Origin of the sequence: Stenotrophomonas nitritireducens, from assembly GCF_050984405.1 — a bacterium.
Lineage (GTDB): Bacteria > Pseudomonadota > Gammaproteobacteria > Xanthomonadales > Xanthomonadaceae > Stenotrophomonas > Stenotrophomonas nitritireducens_B.
In genome coordinates, this window is sequence record NZ_CP158790.1 from 478,884 (window position 1) to 496,910 (window position 18,027).

Here is an 18,027-nt window from a genome sequence, read left to right on the forward strand (position 1 = left end):
TGGCGCCGGTCAGTACGGGATCGCCTCGCCGCCGCCGGGCCGGTGCGCCGGCTCGGCGGACAGCGGCCGCGCCGGCAGGTGCAGGTGGAAACGGGTGCCCTCGCCCGGCGCGCTCTCCACCTCGATCCGGCCGTCGGCCGCGGCCACCAGGTTGGCCGCCACCGCCAGACCCAGCCCGGTGCCCTGGCCGCTGGGCTTGGTGGTGAAGAACGGCTCCAGGCAGCGCCGCCGCACGTCCTCGCTCATGCCGTGGCCGCTGTCGCTGACCTCGATGCGCAGCTCGTTGCCCGGTTCCGGGCAGGACAGCGCGAGGCGGAACGCGCCGCCGTCGGGCATGGCCTGCTGCGCGTTGGCGGCCAGGCTCAGCAGCACCAGTTCCAGCTGCGCCGGATCGAAGTGGATCTGGCACTGCGCGTGGCCGGTGTCCAGTTCGAACGCCACGCGCGCGTCGAACAGCTGGCGCAGCATCGGCTCCATCGCCGCGATGGTCGGCGCCGCATCCAGCAGCTGCGGCCGCGCCACGTCCTGGCGGCTGAAATCCAGCAGGCGGCGGGTGACCGCACCCGCGCGCCGCGCCGCCGATTCCACGCCCTGCAACGCCGCCTTCAGCTCGACCGGATCGTCGCTGCGGCGGCACTTGCCGGCGTAGCCCATGATCAGCGCCAGCAGGTGGTTGAAATCGTGCGCCACGCCGCTGGCCAGGCGGCCGACGTTCTCGATCTTCAGCGCGTGCACCAGCTGCTCGCGCGAGCGTTCCTTCTCGTGCATCTCCAGTTGCAGCTCGTCGCGCTTGCGCGCCAGGTCGGCGCCGCGCCGCTGCGCGATGCGCAGGTTGTCGCGCAGCGAGGACAGCGACTGGTCCAGCACGAAGGCCGCCAGGGTCATGCCGAAGGCGGCCAGCGACAGGTCGCGCAACGCCATCTCCACGCGCACCGGCAGGTAGAACCCGGCGGCCGCGTCCAGCCACGCGCCCAGCGCCAGCAGCGCGCCCAGCCAGCCGGTCGCCAGCCACAGCGCGCGGCGCCCGAGCAGCGCGCCGGCCAGCAGCACCGGCAGCAGCTGCAGCAGCTGCCCGTGCATCTGCGCGCGCAGGCCCCAGTAGCCGTACGCCACCGAGGTCAGCACCAGGTTGAGCACCACGAAGACCACCACGGACAGGTGCAGCCGGCGCCGCCGCAGCAGTTCCAGGCAGACCAGGCAGGCGAGCATGCCGGCGACGGTCAGCGCCTGCGCCAGCAGCCCGGTCGATGGCGCGCCCCACAACAGCAGCAGCAGCTGGTAGCCGGCCACCAGCAGCCACAGGCGCAGCAGCATCGCCGCGGCGCGCGCTTCGGTGGCGTCGACCGCCGGCGGCATCCACCGACGCGTGAACCCGGGCGCGCCCGGTGGTGGCTCGGCCGGATCGGCCGGCCGGGAGGATCGGGAAAGCATCGTGCGGGTTCCCAGCGCGGCGCGGCGCCGCGTTACATGGAAGGACGCGGCTATATTACGGACCATCCGTTGTCCAGGCGTCCCTGCGGTCCCGTGCACGGCAGCAGTTCCCGCCGCTGGAAAACCATGCACCTGCTCCACCTGTTCCACTTTCTCCGCTGCCTGCCACCGTGCCTGCTGCTGGTACCGGCACTGGCCGGGCCGGTGCGCGCGGACGATGGCGGTGCGCGCCTGAAGGAGGAAGTGGCGCGCTGCCTGCCGTTGGTCTACGACGCGCCCCACGACGCGCTGGCCCAGGCCGACCGCCTGCTGGCCCTGCCGGCGCTGCCGCTGGCGTCGAGGATCGACACGGTCAGCTGCCGCAGCGCCGCCCTGCACCAGCTCGGCCGCAACGAGGACAGCAGGCGCGCCATCGCGCAGCTGCAGTCGCTGTTGCGCACGCCGGGCCTGCCGCTGGAGGACTACGACCAGGTGCGGCGCCGCGCCGCGTTCCTGCTGCTGCGCGACGGTCGCGACGACGAAGGGCTGCAGATCCTGGAAGCCGTGCAGGAGCGCGCCATCGCCGACGGCAACATCGGCGGCCAGATCCTCGCGCTGGGCCATATCGCGCTGGTCCACGCCGAACAGTTGGACGGCGCCTGCGCCGGCTCGCCACGGGCGGCGGGCCCATCGTCCGCCACCGTGGCGGATGAAACCGCCGGCCGTGACGCGCGCAACCGCCGCATTCGCGCGGTCGCAACGAAGGAAAGCGGAACACGGACGCGCCGCGATCCGTGCCGGGGGCGGGCAACGCGGCTATATTACGGACCGTCCGCCGCCGGCCTGCCTCCCGCGCACCGTCATCCGCACGGACCTCCCTACGCCAGGAACCGCCTGACGCCATGCCCTTTCCGCTCCGCGCCGTCCGCTGCCGCCGCCTGCTGCCCTGCCTGGCGCTGGCTGCCGCGCTGGCAGGCCCCGCCCATGCCCAGGTCGCCGATACCGACGCCCGCCTGATGGAGCAGGTGATGCGCTGCCACACGACGGTGCACGGCGCGCCGCGCGATGCGCTGGCGATGGCGGAAAAACTGCTGGCCATGCCGTCGCTGGCGCCGGTGGTCGAGATCGGCGCGGTGGGTTGCCGCGGCTTCGCCCAGCAGCTGCTGGGCCGTGGCGACGGCAGCCTCGAATCGGCGGCGCGGCTGCAGGCGCTGTTGAAGACGCCCGGCCTGCCGCCGCTGGAACGCAACCGGGCGCTGCAGATGGCCGCGACCCTGCTGCAGCGCAACGGCCAGACCCGGGAAGGCCTGCAGCTGCTCGAGTCGATGCTCGAACGCGGCATCGCCGAGGGCGACGTGAGCGCGCAGATCACCGCCCTGACCGGCATCGCCCTGATCCGCGCCGAGCAGATGGACGATCCCGAAGGCGCGCTGCACTACCAGGCGCAGGCGATCACGCTGTCCGACCACCTGCGCCGGCCGCCGCTGCCGCAGGACGTGATGCTCCATTACAACTACGGCTACACGCTGCTGCAGCTCAAGCGTTACGACGAAGCCGAACGCGCCTTCGTCCGCACCGAATCTATCGCCAACCGCCTGTCCAACCAGGACGTGATGCTGCACCGCATCCGCAGCCATCGCGCCGAGGTGCAGCATGCGGCCGGCCGGCTCGAGGTGGCCAAGGCGCAGTTCCTCGAACTCCTGCCCTGGCAGCAGCACAACGATCCGCTGGGGCAGGTCGTCACCCTGCAGCGGCTGGCGAGGATCGCGCTGGAGCAGGACCAGCCCGAAGAAGCGCGCCGCCTCGGCGAGCAGGCGCTGGCGGTGGCCGAGCCCGGCCGGTTCCCGGAAGGCATCCGCGACAGCCTGGACCTGCTGGCGGAAATCAGCATGGCGCTGGGCAACCCCACGCAGGCGCGCGATTACCTGCGCCAGGCCCGGCAGATCGACCAGGCGCGGATGAAGGGCGACAACCTCAACCGCCTGGCCAGGCTGCAGGCCAGGGCCGAACAGGCGCTGGAGCCGATCCGCTTCAACGCCACCCAGGAGGCCAGCCGCGACCGCCTGCTGCGCAATGCCGCGCTGGCCGCGGCGGCGGTCCTGCTGCTGGCCGGCGGCGGCCTGTACCTGCGCATGCGTCGCCAGCAACGCCGGCTGCGCCAGCTCGGCACCACCGATCCGGTCACCGGGCTGCCCAACCGGCGCGAGGCCGAGCGCCTGCTGGATGCGGCCATGTCAGTGTCCTCCGGCGACGAACGCAGCGCGGTGCTGCTGCTGGAAATCGATGGTTTCAAGTCGCTCAACGACCTGCACGGGCACGCGGCCGGCGACGAGCTGCTGCGCGCCGTGGCCGAGGAACTGGTGCGCAACAGCGACCAGCACGACCACGTGGCGCGCTGGGGCGGCGCCACGTTCGTGGTGATCCGCGCCAACACCTCGCAGGCCGCGGCGTTCGCGCTGGCCGCGCACCTGTGCCGCTGCATCGAGCGGCTGCAGGTGGACGTCGCGCCGGGCCAGTGCCTGACGCCCGGCATGTCCGCCGGCGTGGCGCCGCATCCGTTGTTCCCCGGCATGGCGGCGCCGCATGCCGATACCCTGCGCGCCGCCAGCCGCGCGCTGCAGGTGGCGCGCCGCAGCGGCGCGGGCACCTGGGCCGGGCTGTGGGGCCTGGCCGAGGGCCGCAACGTGGATGTCTACAGCATCCTGCGCGATCCCGAGCAGGCGCTGGCGCAGGGCTGGATCGCGATCGGCGGCGGTCGCCCGATGTCCTGGGCGCCCCCGCGCGATGGCGCCGCGGCGCCACCGTCGCGCGAGGAAAACCGCGGCCCGGGCCGGATTTCGCAGCTCCCCTGACCCCTGCGCCCGCCGCCATGGCGGAAGGGAAACCCGACGGCGCCGGTCTCCCCCCGCCGGGCGGGACTCACCTGGCCAGTTCGAAGCGCACTTCGACACGGCGGTTCGGCAGCAGGCATTCCAGCAGCGCCGCGCGCGGCTTGACGCCCTCGCACTGCTGCACCTGCTGGGTGTCGCCGCGGTACTCGTAGCGGATCGCGTCCGGGTCGATGCCGCGGCCGATCAGCAGTTCGCGCACCGTCTGCGCGCGCCGCTGCGACAGGCCCTGGTTGTAGTCGAAGCCCTTGCCCTGCATGCGGTCGGCGTGGCCGACCAGGACCACGCCGGCGAGCTCGCGCTTCTCGCTGGCGATGGTGGCCAGCGCGCGGTCGATGCTCTCCAGCGAGTAGGTGCGGATGTCCTTGCGGCCGTCGCGGTCGAACTCGAACAGCACGTTGGCGACCAGCGGGCCCGGCGCGGCCGCCGGCGCGGCGTCGGGCGCCACGCCGCACTGGCGCGCCAGCGCCTCGGCGTCGTTGACCAGGTCCTCGGCGATCTGGATGTACGGCTTGGAGTGACGCCACTGCTGCTGGTTGAACTCGTTGCCGGCATGGACCAGCTCGACCTCGCCGCAGGCCACGGCCTGCTGCGCGCAGCTGAAGCCCGGGGTGCCGTGGATCGCCTTCAGGCGCTGCCACAGGTCGTCGCGCAGGTACTTGGCGTTGTTGACCAGCGGCGTGTCGGTGGGAATCGGCGCAACGCCGTTCTCCATGTCCACGATCAGCTTCTCCGACTCGGTCAGCGCTTCCTGCGGGAACGCGCTGCGGTCGTTGCGGGTGTATTCGTGGAAGGACACGTCCAGCCAGCACTGCGCCTTGGACAGGTGGTAGTCGCGCACCGGGCGGCCGGCGTCGTTGAGCGCCTGGATGCGGCCCTGCGTGGCCTCGTAGCCCTGCAGGTCGGCATGGATGGCCTCGTCGGTGATGCGCTTTTCCTGCGGGTTGAGCCGGGTCTGCTGCGCGCCGGCGGTGCCGGCCAGGGCGGACAGGAGGGCGGTCGCCAGCAGCGCGCGGGACAGGGTGGAGCGGTTGTGCGTGGATTTCATCGGGTCGTCCTCAGCGGGCCGGGTCGCGGTAGCGCACCGGGTCACGGCGGAAAAGGTCTTCGTCGAACTTGAAGCGCAGGCGCAGGAACAACCCCTGCTGGGTGTACTCGTAGCCGTTGAGGTCGCGGTCGCCCTCGAAGCCGGTCCAGTTGTAGCCGGCCGACAGCCACAGGTTCTGCCGCAGCAGGCGGCCCACTTCCACGCCGTAGGCGTACTGGTTGCCGCCGGACTGGCCGCGGAAGGTGGAGCCGAGCACGCCGACGTCCCAGTTCTCGGTGATGTCGTAGACGATGCGGCCGGAGAACAGCACCGCGCGGAAGCTGCTGTTGACGCGGCCGCCGTCGCCGTACGCGAACTGGTCGCGCTGCCACTTGCCGGCCACGCGCCCGGTCAGCCACCACGGCCGCGACGGATGCCAGTCGGCATGCGAGGAGACGATGTGGGCGCGGGTGCGCACGTCCTGGCTGAGGCCGTTGACCGCCTGGCCGTCGAGCAGGGTCAGCCCGCTTTCGTCGCGTTCGAGCTTGTACTCGTAGCGCATCAGCGCGTTGACCCGGTTGCGGTCGGTGTCGCGGTAGGCCAGGCCGAGCTGGAAGCGGTCCTGCAGGACGTCGCCGCGTTCCTTGTAGTTGGTCGCCAGCAGGTAGTTGCGGCCCAGCAGGGTCCAGTCGCGGCTGAGCTTGCGCGCCACCATGAACTGCAGCAGCGTGGTGTCGAACGCCTCGTTGGCCTCGGTATGCGCCACGTCCTCGGAGATGCGGTGCTCCACGCGCACGGCGCCGCGCCACAGCGGGTTGGCGCTGTAGTCCAGCGCCAGCGCCAGGCCGGTGCTGTCGCCGGTATCGCCGGCGATCACGTTGACGCGCTCGGCCGAGCTGCTCAGGCGCAGGCCTTCGCGGATGTCCCAGTTGTTGCGGATGCCCGAGGCGGCCTGCACGTCGCGGCCGCTGATCGCATCGCGCAGCCGGTATTCGCTGAACGCCTGGGTGTCGCGCAGGTAGGTGCTGTCCACGCCGAACACCAGCGCATCGGCCTCGCGGTCGGTGGTGGTGATGCCGTAGGCGCTGGTCAGGCCGGTCTGCTTCTCGTAACGGCCGTACAGGCGGCTGCGCTCGAACACCTGGTAGTCCACGCCGGCGGCGACGCGGTGGCGGTCCTCGCCGTTGACGCTCTGCTCGACCTCGGCGCCGCCGCTGAACTTCTCGCTGAAGCGGTAGCCCAGGCCGATGCGGGCGCTGTCCGATTCCAGCCTGGTGCCGATCGGCAGGTCGCTGGTGATGGGGCTGCCGGACGACGGGCCGTTGATGACCATCAGGCCGGTAGCCGGGTCCAGCGCCTGCTGGCCGTAGCCCAGCGCGCCGCCGCCGGCACCGGTGGCGAAGCCGCCGGTCAGGCCGCCGGTCTGCCCGAACGGCGAGCCCATCGACCACGGCGAGGTCGCGCCGATGGTCTCGCGCACGCTGCGCAGGCCGAAATCCAGGGTCAGCCGCTCGGTGGCGCCCACGCGCACGCCGGCGCCGCCGGCCTCGCGCTCGCCGCCATCGGGGTTGCGGTCCTCGCTGCGCAGGCCCTCGACGTACAGCTCCAGGCGCGGGCCCACCGCGTAGCTCAGCCGCGCGTTGTACTCGCCACGACCGCCGTACAGCGGCGAGGCCGGGTTGTTGAATGCCGGGTCGGTGCGCGCGGCGAACAGGCGCGCATCGAACTTGTCGCCGTCGTGGGCGAACTCCACGCGCCAGGCATCGCCCTCGACCTCGCCCACCACGTCCTTCAGGCCCTGCGAGGTGATCTGGTTGAGCGAGCTGGTGTTGACCTCGCTGCGGGTGCGCGCGAACTCGGCCACCAGCATCGTGTTCTCGCCGAAGCGGTAACCGGCGTTGGCGCTGCCCATGCGGAATTCGGCATAGGGGTTGCGGTCTTCCACCGCCGAGGCGCCCACCTCCAGGCGGTCGGTCAGCTTGAACTGGCCGTCGGCGCCGAACACCCAGAACTTCTCGGTCTGCTGGTCCAGCTCGTAGGTGATGCGCAGCGACACCGGGTTGAGGTCGCTGTCGAAGGACGGCATGAACTGGTTGAGCAGGATGCGCCCGGAGAACGGCTCGAAGCTGTAGTCCACCAGCCGCGCCAGCGGACGCACCGAGACGATGCGCGTGGGCTGGTTGCGGTCGCGCACGATCACTTCCACCCGCTCGCTGCCTTCCAGCACCGCGTTGTTGCGCAGCGCGTACGGGCCGCTGCCCTGGCTGCGGAACTCCTCGATGACCTGGCGCAGCGAATCCTCGATGGCGAAGACGTTGCCGCGTGCGCGCTCGCTCTCGAAGTGCCAGCCCAGGCCGGTGGCGGTGCGGTTGTAGGTGCTCAGGCTGCGCTGCGGGATCGGCCCGCTGCCACCGATGCCGGTGGCCGTGGCCAGCGTGTCGCCTGTCTGGAAATCGCCGTACAGCAGGTAGCTGCGCTTGTTGTCGATGCGCACGTACAGGCGCTCGGCCGAGCGCGCATCGAAGCCGCGCAGCGACGAATCGCCGTACACCGGGTAGAACTCCTCCGGCTGGATGTCGCGCAGCAGGCGGCCGCGCACGTCCTTGTCCGAGTCGTAGGCGGCGGTGAGCAGGTACTCGCCCTTGATCCGGCCCTTGACGAAGAACGCGGTGCGCGCGGCGGCATTGGCCTTGCCGTTGTTGAACTGCTTCTCCCAGCGGCGGATGTCGCGGTCGAAGGCATCGTTGTGCTGCACCGGCGAGATCAGCCCGGCATTGGACTTGTTGCGGAAGTTGACCACGCCCTCGATCAGGCCGGTGGCCAGCAGCTCGCGCATCTCCGGCAGGAAGCCGATCACACCCTCGGCGGCGCGGCCGCCGGCGGTGATGCGCAGCACCACGTCCTGCGGCTCGTGCGGCGCCAGCAGGTCGAACTCGGCCACGCCGTCCTCCACGACCAGCTGCACGCCGGGCGTGACCTTGTCGGCGTCGGTGGCGCCGGGACCGAACTCGTCGGTGCGCGAACCGGGCAGGCGGATGCGGCCGCCGCTGTTCTCGATGGTCGCGTAAGAACGGCCGGACAGCGGCTTGCCCTGCCCGTCGAGCAACTGCACGCGCACGTGCACCGGCGTCTGGCCATCGGCCGGCACGCCGTCGCGGTCGACCTCGACGCGCACCAGGTCCACGCCGCGGTTGAGCGCGTAGTCGACCTGGCCGGACCGCGCCGCCACCGCTTCAGGCGCGGCGTCGGCGCTCGCCGGCGAGCGCGGGTACAGGGTGCTGGCGTCGCCCAGCACCGGGGTGAAACGGTTGCCGGTGCCCACGCTCTGGGCCATCGCCGGCATCGCCGCGGTCGCCAGCGCGCAGGCCAGCAGGCTCAGGCGCGGCGTCGCGCGCAGGGAGTGGCGGCGGCTCATGGCTGCACCTCCTGCGAAGCCGATGCGGCGGGCGGGTTGGGTCTGGGTTCCACGATCGGTCTCTGGTTGGCCGAGTCCGTGGCCTGCTGCGGCGCACGGACCGGCTTGCTTTCGAAACGCAGCTGCGACTGGCCGGACTCGCTCTCCGGCGCGCGCACCTCGCCCTGGGTACGACGGGCCTTGACCTGCTCCAGCACCGGGTTGGCGCAGCTGCCCTCGACGAAGTCGGCGCGGTGCAGCTCGCCGTTCTTCAGGTCCAGGAACAGGCTGTCGGCATCGCCCAGGTTGCGGTTGCTGCTGGTGGTCAGGCGCGCGCCGACCGGCAGGGTCGATGCATCGACCTTCAGCGTGTGGCTGTTCGGCGGCAGGCCGCAATAGCTGTACTTGCCTTCCGAGTCGGAAACCATCCAGGTGCCGTCGGAGAAGTACAGGCGTACCCCGGGGATGCCCAGCTCTTCGTGGTCCTGCACGTGGTTGTTGTTGCAGTCCACGAACACCTTGCCCAGCACGCAGGCCTCGTCGGTGAACACGCCGCCGGTGACGCGCACGCGGTACTCGGCGTGGTTGGAGGGGGTCGAGCCCGGCAGCGGGTTCAGGCCCACCGGATCGATGCAGCCACCGGCGATCGAACAACCGTGCGCCTGCGCGCGGTTGATGCCGTCGCCCTGCAGGGCACCCACGCCGATGCGCACGCGGTAGGTCAGCACGAGCTGGCCGCCGGCGGCGATCGGGCCCAGGTCGAAGCCCAGGCGCGGACCCGGCCTGCCCAGCGGCTCGGCCAGCGCACGGCCGTCGGCGCGGGCACTGCCGTCCAGGTAGGTGAAGCCGCGCGGCAGCACGTCGACGATGTTCACCGTGCGCGCGGCGCTGCCGGACACATGACGCACCTCGATGGTGTACTGCACGGTGTCGCCGACCTCGGCCATGGCGCGGTCGCCGCGCTTGCTGATCACCAGCAGCGTGTCTTCCGGCGCCTCCTGCACTTCATTCGGCACGCGGCACAGGTTCTGGCTGATCTGCGGATCGCACAGGTCCAGCTGGCCGGGGGTTTCCTCGAACTGCTTCCACTGCTCGTCGGTGGGCTTGCGTTCCGGATCCTCGCCGCCGCCGGACACGACCACCGCGTTGTTCACGGTGCCCTGCTGCACGGCTTCCGGCAGCACATCCACCGGCACCTTGATCGCACCCGGATGGGTCGCACCCGCGGCCAGTTCACGCGAACTGGCGCACTGGAAGCGGCGCTCGCCCACCGTACCCGTACAGGTCCAGCCATCACCGGCGGGCAGGCCCGACAGCACGATGCCGGCCGGCAGGTGCTCGCTCACCACGTATTCGGCGTCGGTGGCGCGCTCGCCGATGTTGCGCACGCGGATCGCGTAGCTGGCCTGCTGGCCGACGGTGAACACGGCCGCGTCGGCGGCCTTGCTGACCACCACGTCCGGCCACGCCTTCACCAGTTCGCTCGGCAGGCGGCAGGCGTTGTGCACCACGTCGGCCTCGCACACCGGCAGGATGCCGACGTCGCCGCCTTCCAGCGCCTGCTTCTCTTCCGGCGTCGGACGACGCGATTCGGGTTCGCCGCCGCCGGTGACCAGCACGGCGTTGTTGACGGTACCGGCCACGGCATCGGTGCCCACGTGCACCGCTGCGCTGATGGCGGCCGCCGACGTCTGTCCCGCCGCCAGCACCGTGGCGCTGCGGCAGGTGAAGCGGGACTCGCCGGCCGCGCCGGTGCAGGTCCAGCCATCGCCGGCCGGAACATCCGCCAGGGTCACGCCCTGCGGCAGGCGATCAACGACCTCATACTCGCCGCTGGTCGCGGCCTGGCCGGCATTGCGCACCACCACGCGGTAGGTCGCGGCGCTGCCGGTGACCAGGGTCGCCGGATCCACCGACTTGCTGACCCGCAGGTCGGGCACGTCGGTGCTGATCTCGCCGAAGTTGTTGGATACCGAATGCTCGCCCGGCGACAGCTCGATGTCGCTGATCGACGACGTCGGGGTCTCCTTCGGAGTCGCGGTGCCACCGGTGGAGCCAGCCGTGGTCTGCCCGTTCTCGGTCTGCGGCGGCTGGTTCGGCTGGATCACCCTGTAGCGGCCAGGACGCAGGTTCTGGAAGTGGTAGCTGCCATCAGCATCGGTGGTGGTGGTCAGACGCACCGGGTTGCCGAGATCGTCCACGCCTTCCAGCACGATCTCCTGATCGGGGATGCCGGTCTCGCCGGAATCGATCTGGCCGTTGTCGTTGTCGTCGTTGTAGACGCGGCCGGCGATGGAGGCGGGCGGAATCTCGCCGAAGTTGTTGGCGATCGAGTGCTGGTTCGGACCCAGCACGATGTTGCTGACCGCCGACGGCGTGGTCGCCACGTCGGTGGCTTCGCCACCGTGGCTGCCGACACGGGTCTTGCCATTCATGGTGCCGGCGGGCTGTTCCGGTTCGGTCACCGTGTAGGTGCCCGGTGCCAGATCCTCGAAGACATAGTGGCCGTGCGCATCGGTCTGCACTTCGGCCACCACCGGGTTGCCCATGCTGTCGGTACCGGTCAGACGTACGATGACGCCGGCAATGCCGTCCTCACCGACGTTGATGATGCCGTCGTTGTTGCGATCCAGCCACACGGTACCGGCGATGGAACCACTCATCGCGATCTCGCCGAAATTGTTCTGCACCGAGTGCTGGTTCTCGCCGAGCACGATGTTGCCGATCGCCGACGGCGTGGTGGCCTTGTTGGTCGCGGTGGCGCCCGCCATCGGCACGCCGCCGATGGTGCCCGGCACCGTCTGGCCGTTCAGCGTCGCCGGCGGCTGGTCCGGTTCAGTAACGGTGTAGGTACCCGCCGGCAGGTCGGCGAACAGGTAGCTGCCGTCGCTGCCGGTGGTCGTGCTGCGGGTGATCGGGTTGCCGTTGACGTCGGTGCCGGTCAGCTCGACCGTGACGCCGGCGATGCCCTGCTCGCCGGCATCGATCACGCCGTTGTCGTTGCCATCCAGCCACACCCGGCCGGCGATGGTGCTGCGGGTCGGGATCTCGGCGAACAGGTTCTCCAGCGACTTCTGGCCCGGGGTCAGGATGATGCCGGCGATCTGCGACGGGGTGGTGGTCACGCCGGTCGCGGTGCCCATGGCGGCGCCACCGACGGTTCCTTCGGTGGTGATGCCGTTGGCGGTGCCCGCCGGCTGGTTCGGCTGGTGCAGGGTGTAGGTCCCCGGCAGCAGCTGGGTGAACGAGAACGTGCCGTCGTTGGCCGTGGTCGTGGTCGCGACCACCGTGCCGCCGGCGTCGCGCAGCTCGATGGTCTGTCCGCCGATGCCGGCGTCGCTGCCGTTCTGCGCGCCATCGTTGTCGTAGTCCATGAACACGCGGCCATGGATCTCGGCGCCTTCCTGTTCGCCGAAGTCGTAGTTCTCGCCGTTGCCGGTCAGGCGGATGCCGCTGATGCGGTCGGTGGTGGGCGCGTCGCCGGCCACGCCGGTCTGCGCGGTACCGGCGCTGCAGGCGCCGCCGCCGCAGGTGCCCGGCTTCACCGCGCTGGGACGGTTCAGGTGGCCGGCCGGCAGCACTTCGCGCACGGCGTAGGTCTTGGCCGGGTCCAGGCCGACGAACTTGTAGAAACCGGCGGCATCGGTAACCGCGGTTCCGGTCGGGCCGCCGACCGGCACGTAGTCGCCGCCGACCAGCTCCAGCAGCTCCAGCGTGGCGCCGGGGATGGGATCGTCCGTGGCCGGATCGCGCACGTCGTTGACGTTCTTGTCCAGGAACACGTGGCCGGACAGTGTGTACAGCGTGACTTCCGGGAAGTCGAACTGCACGCCCGCGCCGCCGCTGCCGAGCACGATGCCGCTGATGACGCCGCCGCCGGCCGCGATGCTGGCGCTGCCCTTGTCGGTCACGCCGGTGCTGGTGCCGTTGCGCACGGTGCGTGCGCTGTTCGGCTGCGGCATGCCGTTGTTGTAGCCGCCGGACACGGTGCTCTGGTCCTGGCTGACGGTGTAGCCGGCCGCATCGGACGGGGCCAGGCCGTTGAACGCGTAATCGCCGTTGGCGTCGGTGGTGACGGTCACGTCGATGGCGTTGCCGTACACGTCGGTGCCGGTCAGGCGCACGCTCACGTTCGCCAGGCCGGTGTCGCCCGCGTCGGTGTCGCCGTTGTTGTTCTGGTCCAGGAACACGCGGCCGGCGATGCTGGCGTTGCGCACCTGCACCGGGCCGTCCTGCTCGTTGTTGTTCGGGTTGCTGTCCTTGGCCAGGTCTTCGTTGGCCGCGTCCTTGCCCGGCTGCACGGCCACGTGGTTGTCCACGTCGGTGAGCCACGGCCCGGCGAACACACCGGTCTTGGGCCGCGCATGCAGGGTCAGGGTGTAACCGCTGCCCGCCGGGAAGTTGCCGTTGACGTGGCAGGTGACGTGCTGGACCGGGGTCGCGGTGGTGACGCTGGGCACGCCGTTGGAGACGTAGCAGACGTCGGCCGCGTCCGGCGCCGGCGGGCCGGGCTGCACGGCGAGGTTGCCGCCCGCCGCGGCCAGCGTGGCGCCGCCGGTGGCGGTGCCGACGCTCGGCGCAGTGGTGGCGATCCACTCGAAGCCGGCGGGCAGCGTATCCACCACGCGCATCTGGGTGGAGGTGGAGATGCCGTTGTTGCGCAGCACGATCTGCCACGGCACGGCCTGGCCGACATCGACCGGCGAGACCATCGCGGTCTTGCTCACCACTTCCAGATCGGTGCTCGGGAACAGCACGTTGTTGATCGCGGCCAGGTTGTTGCCGGCCTGGAGCGGATCGGCCGTGCACTTGCCGGAGGATTCGTAGCTGTTGGTCTCGTCGGCGCAGACGTGCACGGCGTTGCCGAAGATCACCGGCACGGCGGACGCGCCGGTCGGCTGGAACACCAGTTCGAAGTTGACTTCCTCGTTCACGTCCAGCGTGTCGAACGTACACACCGTATCGGCGTTCGCCGACGCCTGGGTGCAGGCGACCGTCTTGCCGACCAGGGTGTAGCCGGCGCTCGCCGCGCCGGCGTTCATGTTCTGCGGCGTGCCCTGCAGCGCCAGGGTGAAACCGGCCGGCACGGTCAGCGCATCGGTCATCTCGATGTTTTCGGCGATCGACGGGCCGGCGTTGCGGATGCTGAAGCGGTAGCGCAGGTCGTCGCCGGCGCGGAACTCGCTCTGCCCGGCCGGGAACACCGGCACCTTGCCCTGCTGCAGGTCGAACGACGGCACGGTCACGTCGAACACGGCCGAAGCGGTGTTGTTCGCCAGCGCGTTGGCGTCGCCGCAGGCACTCGAGTTGGCCACGCCGTCGAGGCGGTACTCGCACATGTTGTCCAGGTGGACATGGGCGGTATTGGTGACGTTCTCGTACAGCTTGTCACCCAGCGCGCCGGTGTAGCTCGGCGGCTTCTTTACGCGCGCGCGCACGGTGACCGTCTGTACCTCATGGCGGGAGATGGTCGCGACGTTGACGCAGGAAATGGCGCCGCTGGCAAGGTTGCTGGCCGCGCAGCTCATCTTCGCCGCGTCGGCCGGCTTCACTTCCAGCACATCGAAGGCCGGCGTCGCCAGCGTCGCCGCGCCGGTGAACAGGCTGTCGGTGATGCGGAAATTGCCGGCGGCGATATGGTCCTGGCCCTGGTTGCGGGCAACAAGGGTGAACAGCACCGTTTCGCCCACCGACGCCATCGGATTGTTGCCGCCGCTGGCAGGAATGCTGGTGGTCACCGTCTTGCTGGTCATCGCCACGTCGGCACGCGGCAGGACCAGCACCCGCGCGTCGTCGCTCAGCACGTTGCCGCCGGACAGGTCCTTCAGAAACGCGTTGGTCGAATCCAGCGTGGCGGTGTTGTTCAGCTGGCCCGTGGGTACGCCGAGCGGACGCGACAGCGTGGCCGTGACCACGATGGTGGCGCCGGCCGGCACGTTGTTGAAGCTGCAGACCTGCTCGTAGGTATTGCCGGACTCGGTGGTGTTTCCCGTATTGCCATACGAGCTCGGGTTGCCGGAAATGGTGGCCGGGCAGCTGTGCGTCACCCCCGGCGCCAGCGAGGTGTCGTAGACGAAAGCGATGTTCGGCGTGACATAGGTCGGTGCCGCGCCGATGGCCCGCATCAGGCCGCGATAAACGTCCTTCACCTGCAGGTTCGGAATGGTCGTCTGCGCCGGCGCCGTGGTGATGGTCATCCGCCAGTGCATGTCGTTGTCGGCGGCGGCCAGCGTCGGCGCGTCGGCGACGTCGTCATGCCAGATGTTGCCGTCCACCGACGATTCCTTGCGGATGCCCACGCGGACATCCTCGATGGTGGTACCAATGCCGTTGGCGGTTTGGCAGTCCTGGCCATTGGTGCCGTTCTCGGCGATACCGCCGGTTGCACCGGCGTCCTCGGGATCGGCCGGCTGCGGGCCGTCGCTCTCGGCCAATCCCAGCAGGCGCAGCACCTCGCTGCCGGTGCAGGCGACGTTGGTCAGCGTTACGGGGTTGGGTCCCAAGGTCGCGGCGTCGGCCACGGTATGGGCGAAGCTGAAGGTTCGGGACTGGCCGACATTCATCGTGCCGGTGCCGGGAAGCTCGCAGGAAACCTGCGTCGTCTGATTCGGGTACTGGCCATCGGGCCGTGCCGATCCGGGGGTGACCGTACACGTCCAGCCTCCCGTCGGCGCGACCGTGGCGTTGGTGATCTCGCGCGGATCGAGCCAGTCCACCACGCGCAGCGGTTGCGCCGGAGTCCAGCTGACCACTTCTGGCCCCCGGTTGGTGACGGTCAGGGTGGTGTTGATCGTCTGTCCCGGCGCCACCTTGCTGGGTTTGCTCTTGCTCAGCCCCAGGTCGGCCGCCGACGGCGCCATCCAGTAGCGGCGGGTGGCGCTGTTGTTGTTCAGCTGGCCATCGTCCTGGCCGGCGGGCAGGGTCAGCACGGCGGGCAGGTACTCGCCCGTGCGGCGGAGGTTGTCCAGGGTCACGGGGATGACGAACGGAGCGGACTGCCCCACGTTCAACGCGCCCGCGGTGCAGCTGACCTTGGTGCCGGTCCAGGTCCCGGTCACGGTACCGCCGCTCACCGGGGGCGAAATGGTCAGGCTGCTGGCAGGGGTGGACGTGCAGCCCGCTGGCAGCGTGCCGAGGGTGAAGCCCGCCGGAACGATGGTCTCCACCACCGCTCCTGCCGCCGACGCCATGGGCCCGTTGTTGGTCACGCCGATGGTGATGGTCTGGCTGCTCAGGCCAGGCGAAGGCGACGCCGAGCTGTTGCTGAGCGAGCTGGTGATGGTCGCCACCAGATCCGTGGCCGGCTCGGTGTTGTAGTTGAGGCTGGCGCTGTTGTTGCCGGCCACCAGATCGATGTAGAGCGGGTTGGCGGAGGTGATGGTTGCCGTGTTGACGAAGCTGCCGAAGCTCCGGGTGGTACCGCTCACGTCGATCCAACTGCTGTTCAACTGCGCGGCGGAGATAGGGGAGCCGCCCGCGGTGTAGGTACAGGACAGCACGCGACTGCTGTTGGCCGTGGCCACCGCGGTGCACGCCGGCGTCAGCGGACCGCCGAAAGTAACTCCCGTCACCACGAAGCCCGTGGTGGCGCTACCCGGCAAGTTGTCGGTGATGACGATGCTGCCGCCCACCGGCACGTTGTTGCCCCCGACGGCGATGCTCGGGGTCAGGCGGAAGGTGCTGTTGCCTCCCGTCAGCGGGTTGCCGGCGGCGGGCACGGTCAGGGTCTTGCCGACGGTCAGGTCGCCGGCGTTGCGCACGTTGCCCGAGAAGGCGGCGGACGGGCCGGAGGTGCCGGTGGCGGTCAGGTTGAAGCCGCCAGCGGTGACGCCGCGGACCGGGAAGGTCACCGTGCCGCTGCTGCCGGCGGTCGTCGCACACACCATGTTCGGCGCGGTATAGGTGCAACCGGCCGGGGGCGCGGGCGGATCGGCCTGCAGCTGGGCGGGGATCACCACGGTGACGGTGTCGCCACCGGCGCTGGTGCGCGTCCAGTCGACGGTGACGTTCACGTCCTGGCCGATGCCGATGTCCGGCGCCGTGGTCACCTGCGTCGCGGTCACGGCGGCCTCCGCGGCCGGCGCCATGACGCCGACCAGGGCCAACAGGCCTGCGATCGTCATCGCGCGGGTGGCAAATCCATTTGCATGCGTGCGCGACGACGTCGCGCGACCGGCCTGATCGTGTGATTGGTACACGGGTTTTCCCCTGCCTTGCAGCTGTTGCGCCCCACCCGGCTTCCTGGGAAGGCCGGGCCCTGCGGTGGTATCGGCGCGCGCCGCTCACGGCACGCGCGAATTGCCCCTTCCGGGCATTCGGGCCGCATTCTCGACAGGCGTGGCGGCGATGGCAGTAGCAGCTCCTGCCATTTCCTCTCACTTCCTCACAGGCAAGGCGGAAATCGGCGCGCGTGCAAAGCGGCGACGCGGCGGGGGACGATCAGGACTGCGTCGATACCAGCAGGTAACCCGCGCCGCGCAGGGTGCGGACCGGCAGCGCGAGGTCGGTGGCGGTGCGCACGCGCGTGCGCAGGCGGTGCACCAGCACTTCCAGCCGGTGCGGATCGAAATCGCGGGGCGTGGGCGACAACGCGGCGATCAGCCGCGCGCGGCCGAGCGGCGTGCCCGGAGCGGAGAACAGTTCCTGCAGCAGCGTGCGTTCGGCCACCGTCAGCAGCAGCGAGCGGCCGTTTGGCGCCCACAGCTCCCAGCCGCCGGCACGCAGGCTCCAGCCGTCGCCGGTACCGCGCGCCGCAACGGGCGCGGGTTCGCGCGCCACCGCGTGCGTGCTCCCGCGTCGCGACGCCATGCGCCGGTGCAGGCTGTGCAGGGCCGCCACCAGCACCGGCAGTTCCAGCGGCTTGGCCAGGTAGACGTCGGCGCCCGCGGAAAGGCCGTGCGCCATGTCGGCCGCGCTGCTGCGGCCGGTGACCAGCACGATGCCCATGTCGTCGATGCGGCGCAGGTGGCGGGCCGCGCTCAATCCATCCTCGCCGGGCAGCACGACGTCGAGCACCACGATGTCGCAGCGGTCCACCGCCAGTTCGCGGTAGAGCGCTTCCACGCTGTCGATGCCGCGCACGACCGCGCCGTGCCGCTCGAGTTCATCGACCACCAGGTCGCGCCATTCCGGGTCGTCCTCGACGACCCAGGTGCGCACCCCCTGCAGCTGGCGCCCCATATCGGCCAGCGGCAGATCGCGTTTCGTTTCCAATGCCGGTCCCCATGCCGTGCCGGCCGCGCGATGCGCGGCCTCTACGTCCCGGGGATTTTCGGCAGGAGCCGGCGTGCCGACAGTATCGAAAAATC

General features: G+C 70.5%; 7 protein-coding genes. 2 read left to right on the forward strand and 5 right to left on the reverse strand.

The features are described 5' to 3' along the window. Nucleotides 1–9 precede the first annotated feature (9 nt). A complete protein-coding gene (locus tag ABTV91_RS02085; protein WP_433852992.1) occupies nt 10–1,431 on the reverse strand; it encodes a sensor histidine kinase in 1,422 nt (473 codons plus the stop codon). Between the two features lie 126 nt (nt 1,432–1,557). On the opposite strand from ABTV91_RS02085, the gene ABTV91_RS02090 reads away from it, so the two are divergent. Both ABTV91_RS02090 and ABTV91_RS02095 read left to right on the forward strand, forming a co-directional pair. Next, the gene (locus ABTV91_RS02090) at nt 1,558–2,427 is read left to right on the forward strand and encodes a hypothetical protein (protein ID WP_433852993.1); all 870 of its coding nucleotides are present in this window, start codon (nt 1,558–1,560) and stop codon (nt 2,425–2,427) included. Then, nucleotides 2,313–4,262 carry a diguanylate cyclase domain-containing protein gene (locus ABTV91_RS02095; protein ID WP_433852994.1) on the forward strand — a complete coding sequence of 650 codons (1,950 nt, stop codon included), beginning with the start codon at nt 2,313–2,315 and terminating at the stop codon, nt 4,260–4,262. The genes ABTV91_RS02090 and ABTV91_RS02095 overlap by 115 nt, the downstream gene beginning before the upstream one ends. Before the next feature lie 67 nt (nt 4,263–4,329). Here ABTV91_RS02095 and ABTV91_RS02100 read toward each other — a convergent pair whose 3' ends face one another. The 4 genes from ABTV91_RS02100 to ABTV91_RS02115 all read right to left on the reverse strand — a co-directional run bounded on the left by ABTV91_RS02100 (nt 4,330) and on the right by ABTV91_RS02115 (nt 17,932). Beyond that, nucleotides 4,330–5,346: an OmpA family protein gene (locus tag ABTV91_RS02100; protein ID WP_433852995.1), complete on the reverse strand. Its 1,017-nt coding sequence runs from the start codon at nt 5,344–5,346 to the stop codon at nt 4,330–4,332. A 10-nt stretch (nt 5,347–5,356) separates the two neighbouring features. Continuing rightward, the gene (locus ABTV91_RS02105; RefSeq protein ID WP_433852996.1) at nt 5,357–8,740 is read right to left on the reverse strand and encodes a hypothetical protein; all 3,384 of its coding nucleotides are present in this window, start codon (nt 8,738–8,740) and stop codon (nt 5,357–5,359) included. Next, entirely contained in the window at nt 8,737–16,842 is an 8,106-nt protein-coding gene (locus ABTV91_RS02110) for an SdrD B-like domain-containing protein (protein WP_433852997.1), read from the reverse strand. The genes ABTV91_RS02105 and ABTV91_RS02110 overlap by 4 nt, the downstream gene beginning before the upstream one ends. Before the next feature lie 316 nt (nt 16,843–17,158). Next, entirely contained in the window at nt 17,159–17,932 is a 774-nt protein-coding gene (locus ABTV91_RS02115) for a response regulator transcription factor (protein ID WP_433852998.1), read from the reverse strand. Between the last annotated feature and the right edge of the window lie 95 nt (nt 17,933–18,027).

Coding starts and splice junctions, on each gene's coding strand:
- ABTV91_RS02110 (WP_433852997.1), bottom strand. CDS start 16,842: ATGACGATCGCAGGCCTGTTGGCCCTGGTCGGCGTCATGGCGCCGGCC.
- ABTV91_RS02085 (WP_433852992.1), bottom strand. CDS start 1,431: ATGCTTTCCCGATCCTCCCGGCCGGCCGATCCGGCCGAGCCACCACCG.
- ABTV91_RS02100 (WP_433852995.1), bottom strand. CDS start 5,346: ATGAAATCCACGCACAACCGCTCCACCCTGTCCCGCGCGCTGCTGGCG.
- ABTV91_RS02105 (WP_433852996.1), bottom strand. CDS start 8,740: ATGAGCCGCCGCCACTCCCTGCGCGCGACGCCGCGCCTGAGCCTGCTG.
- ABTV91_RS02090 (WP_433852993.1), top strand. CDS start 1,558: ATGCACCTGCTCCACCTGTTCCACTTTCTCCGCTGCCTGCCACCGTGC.
- ABTV91_RS02095 (WP_433852994.1), top strand. CDS start 2,313: ATGCCCTTTCCGCTCCGCGCCGTCCGCTGCCGCCGCCTGCTGCCCTGC.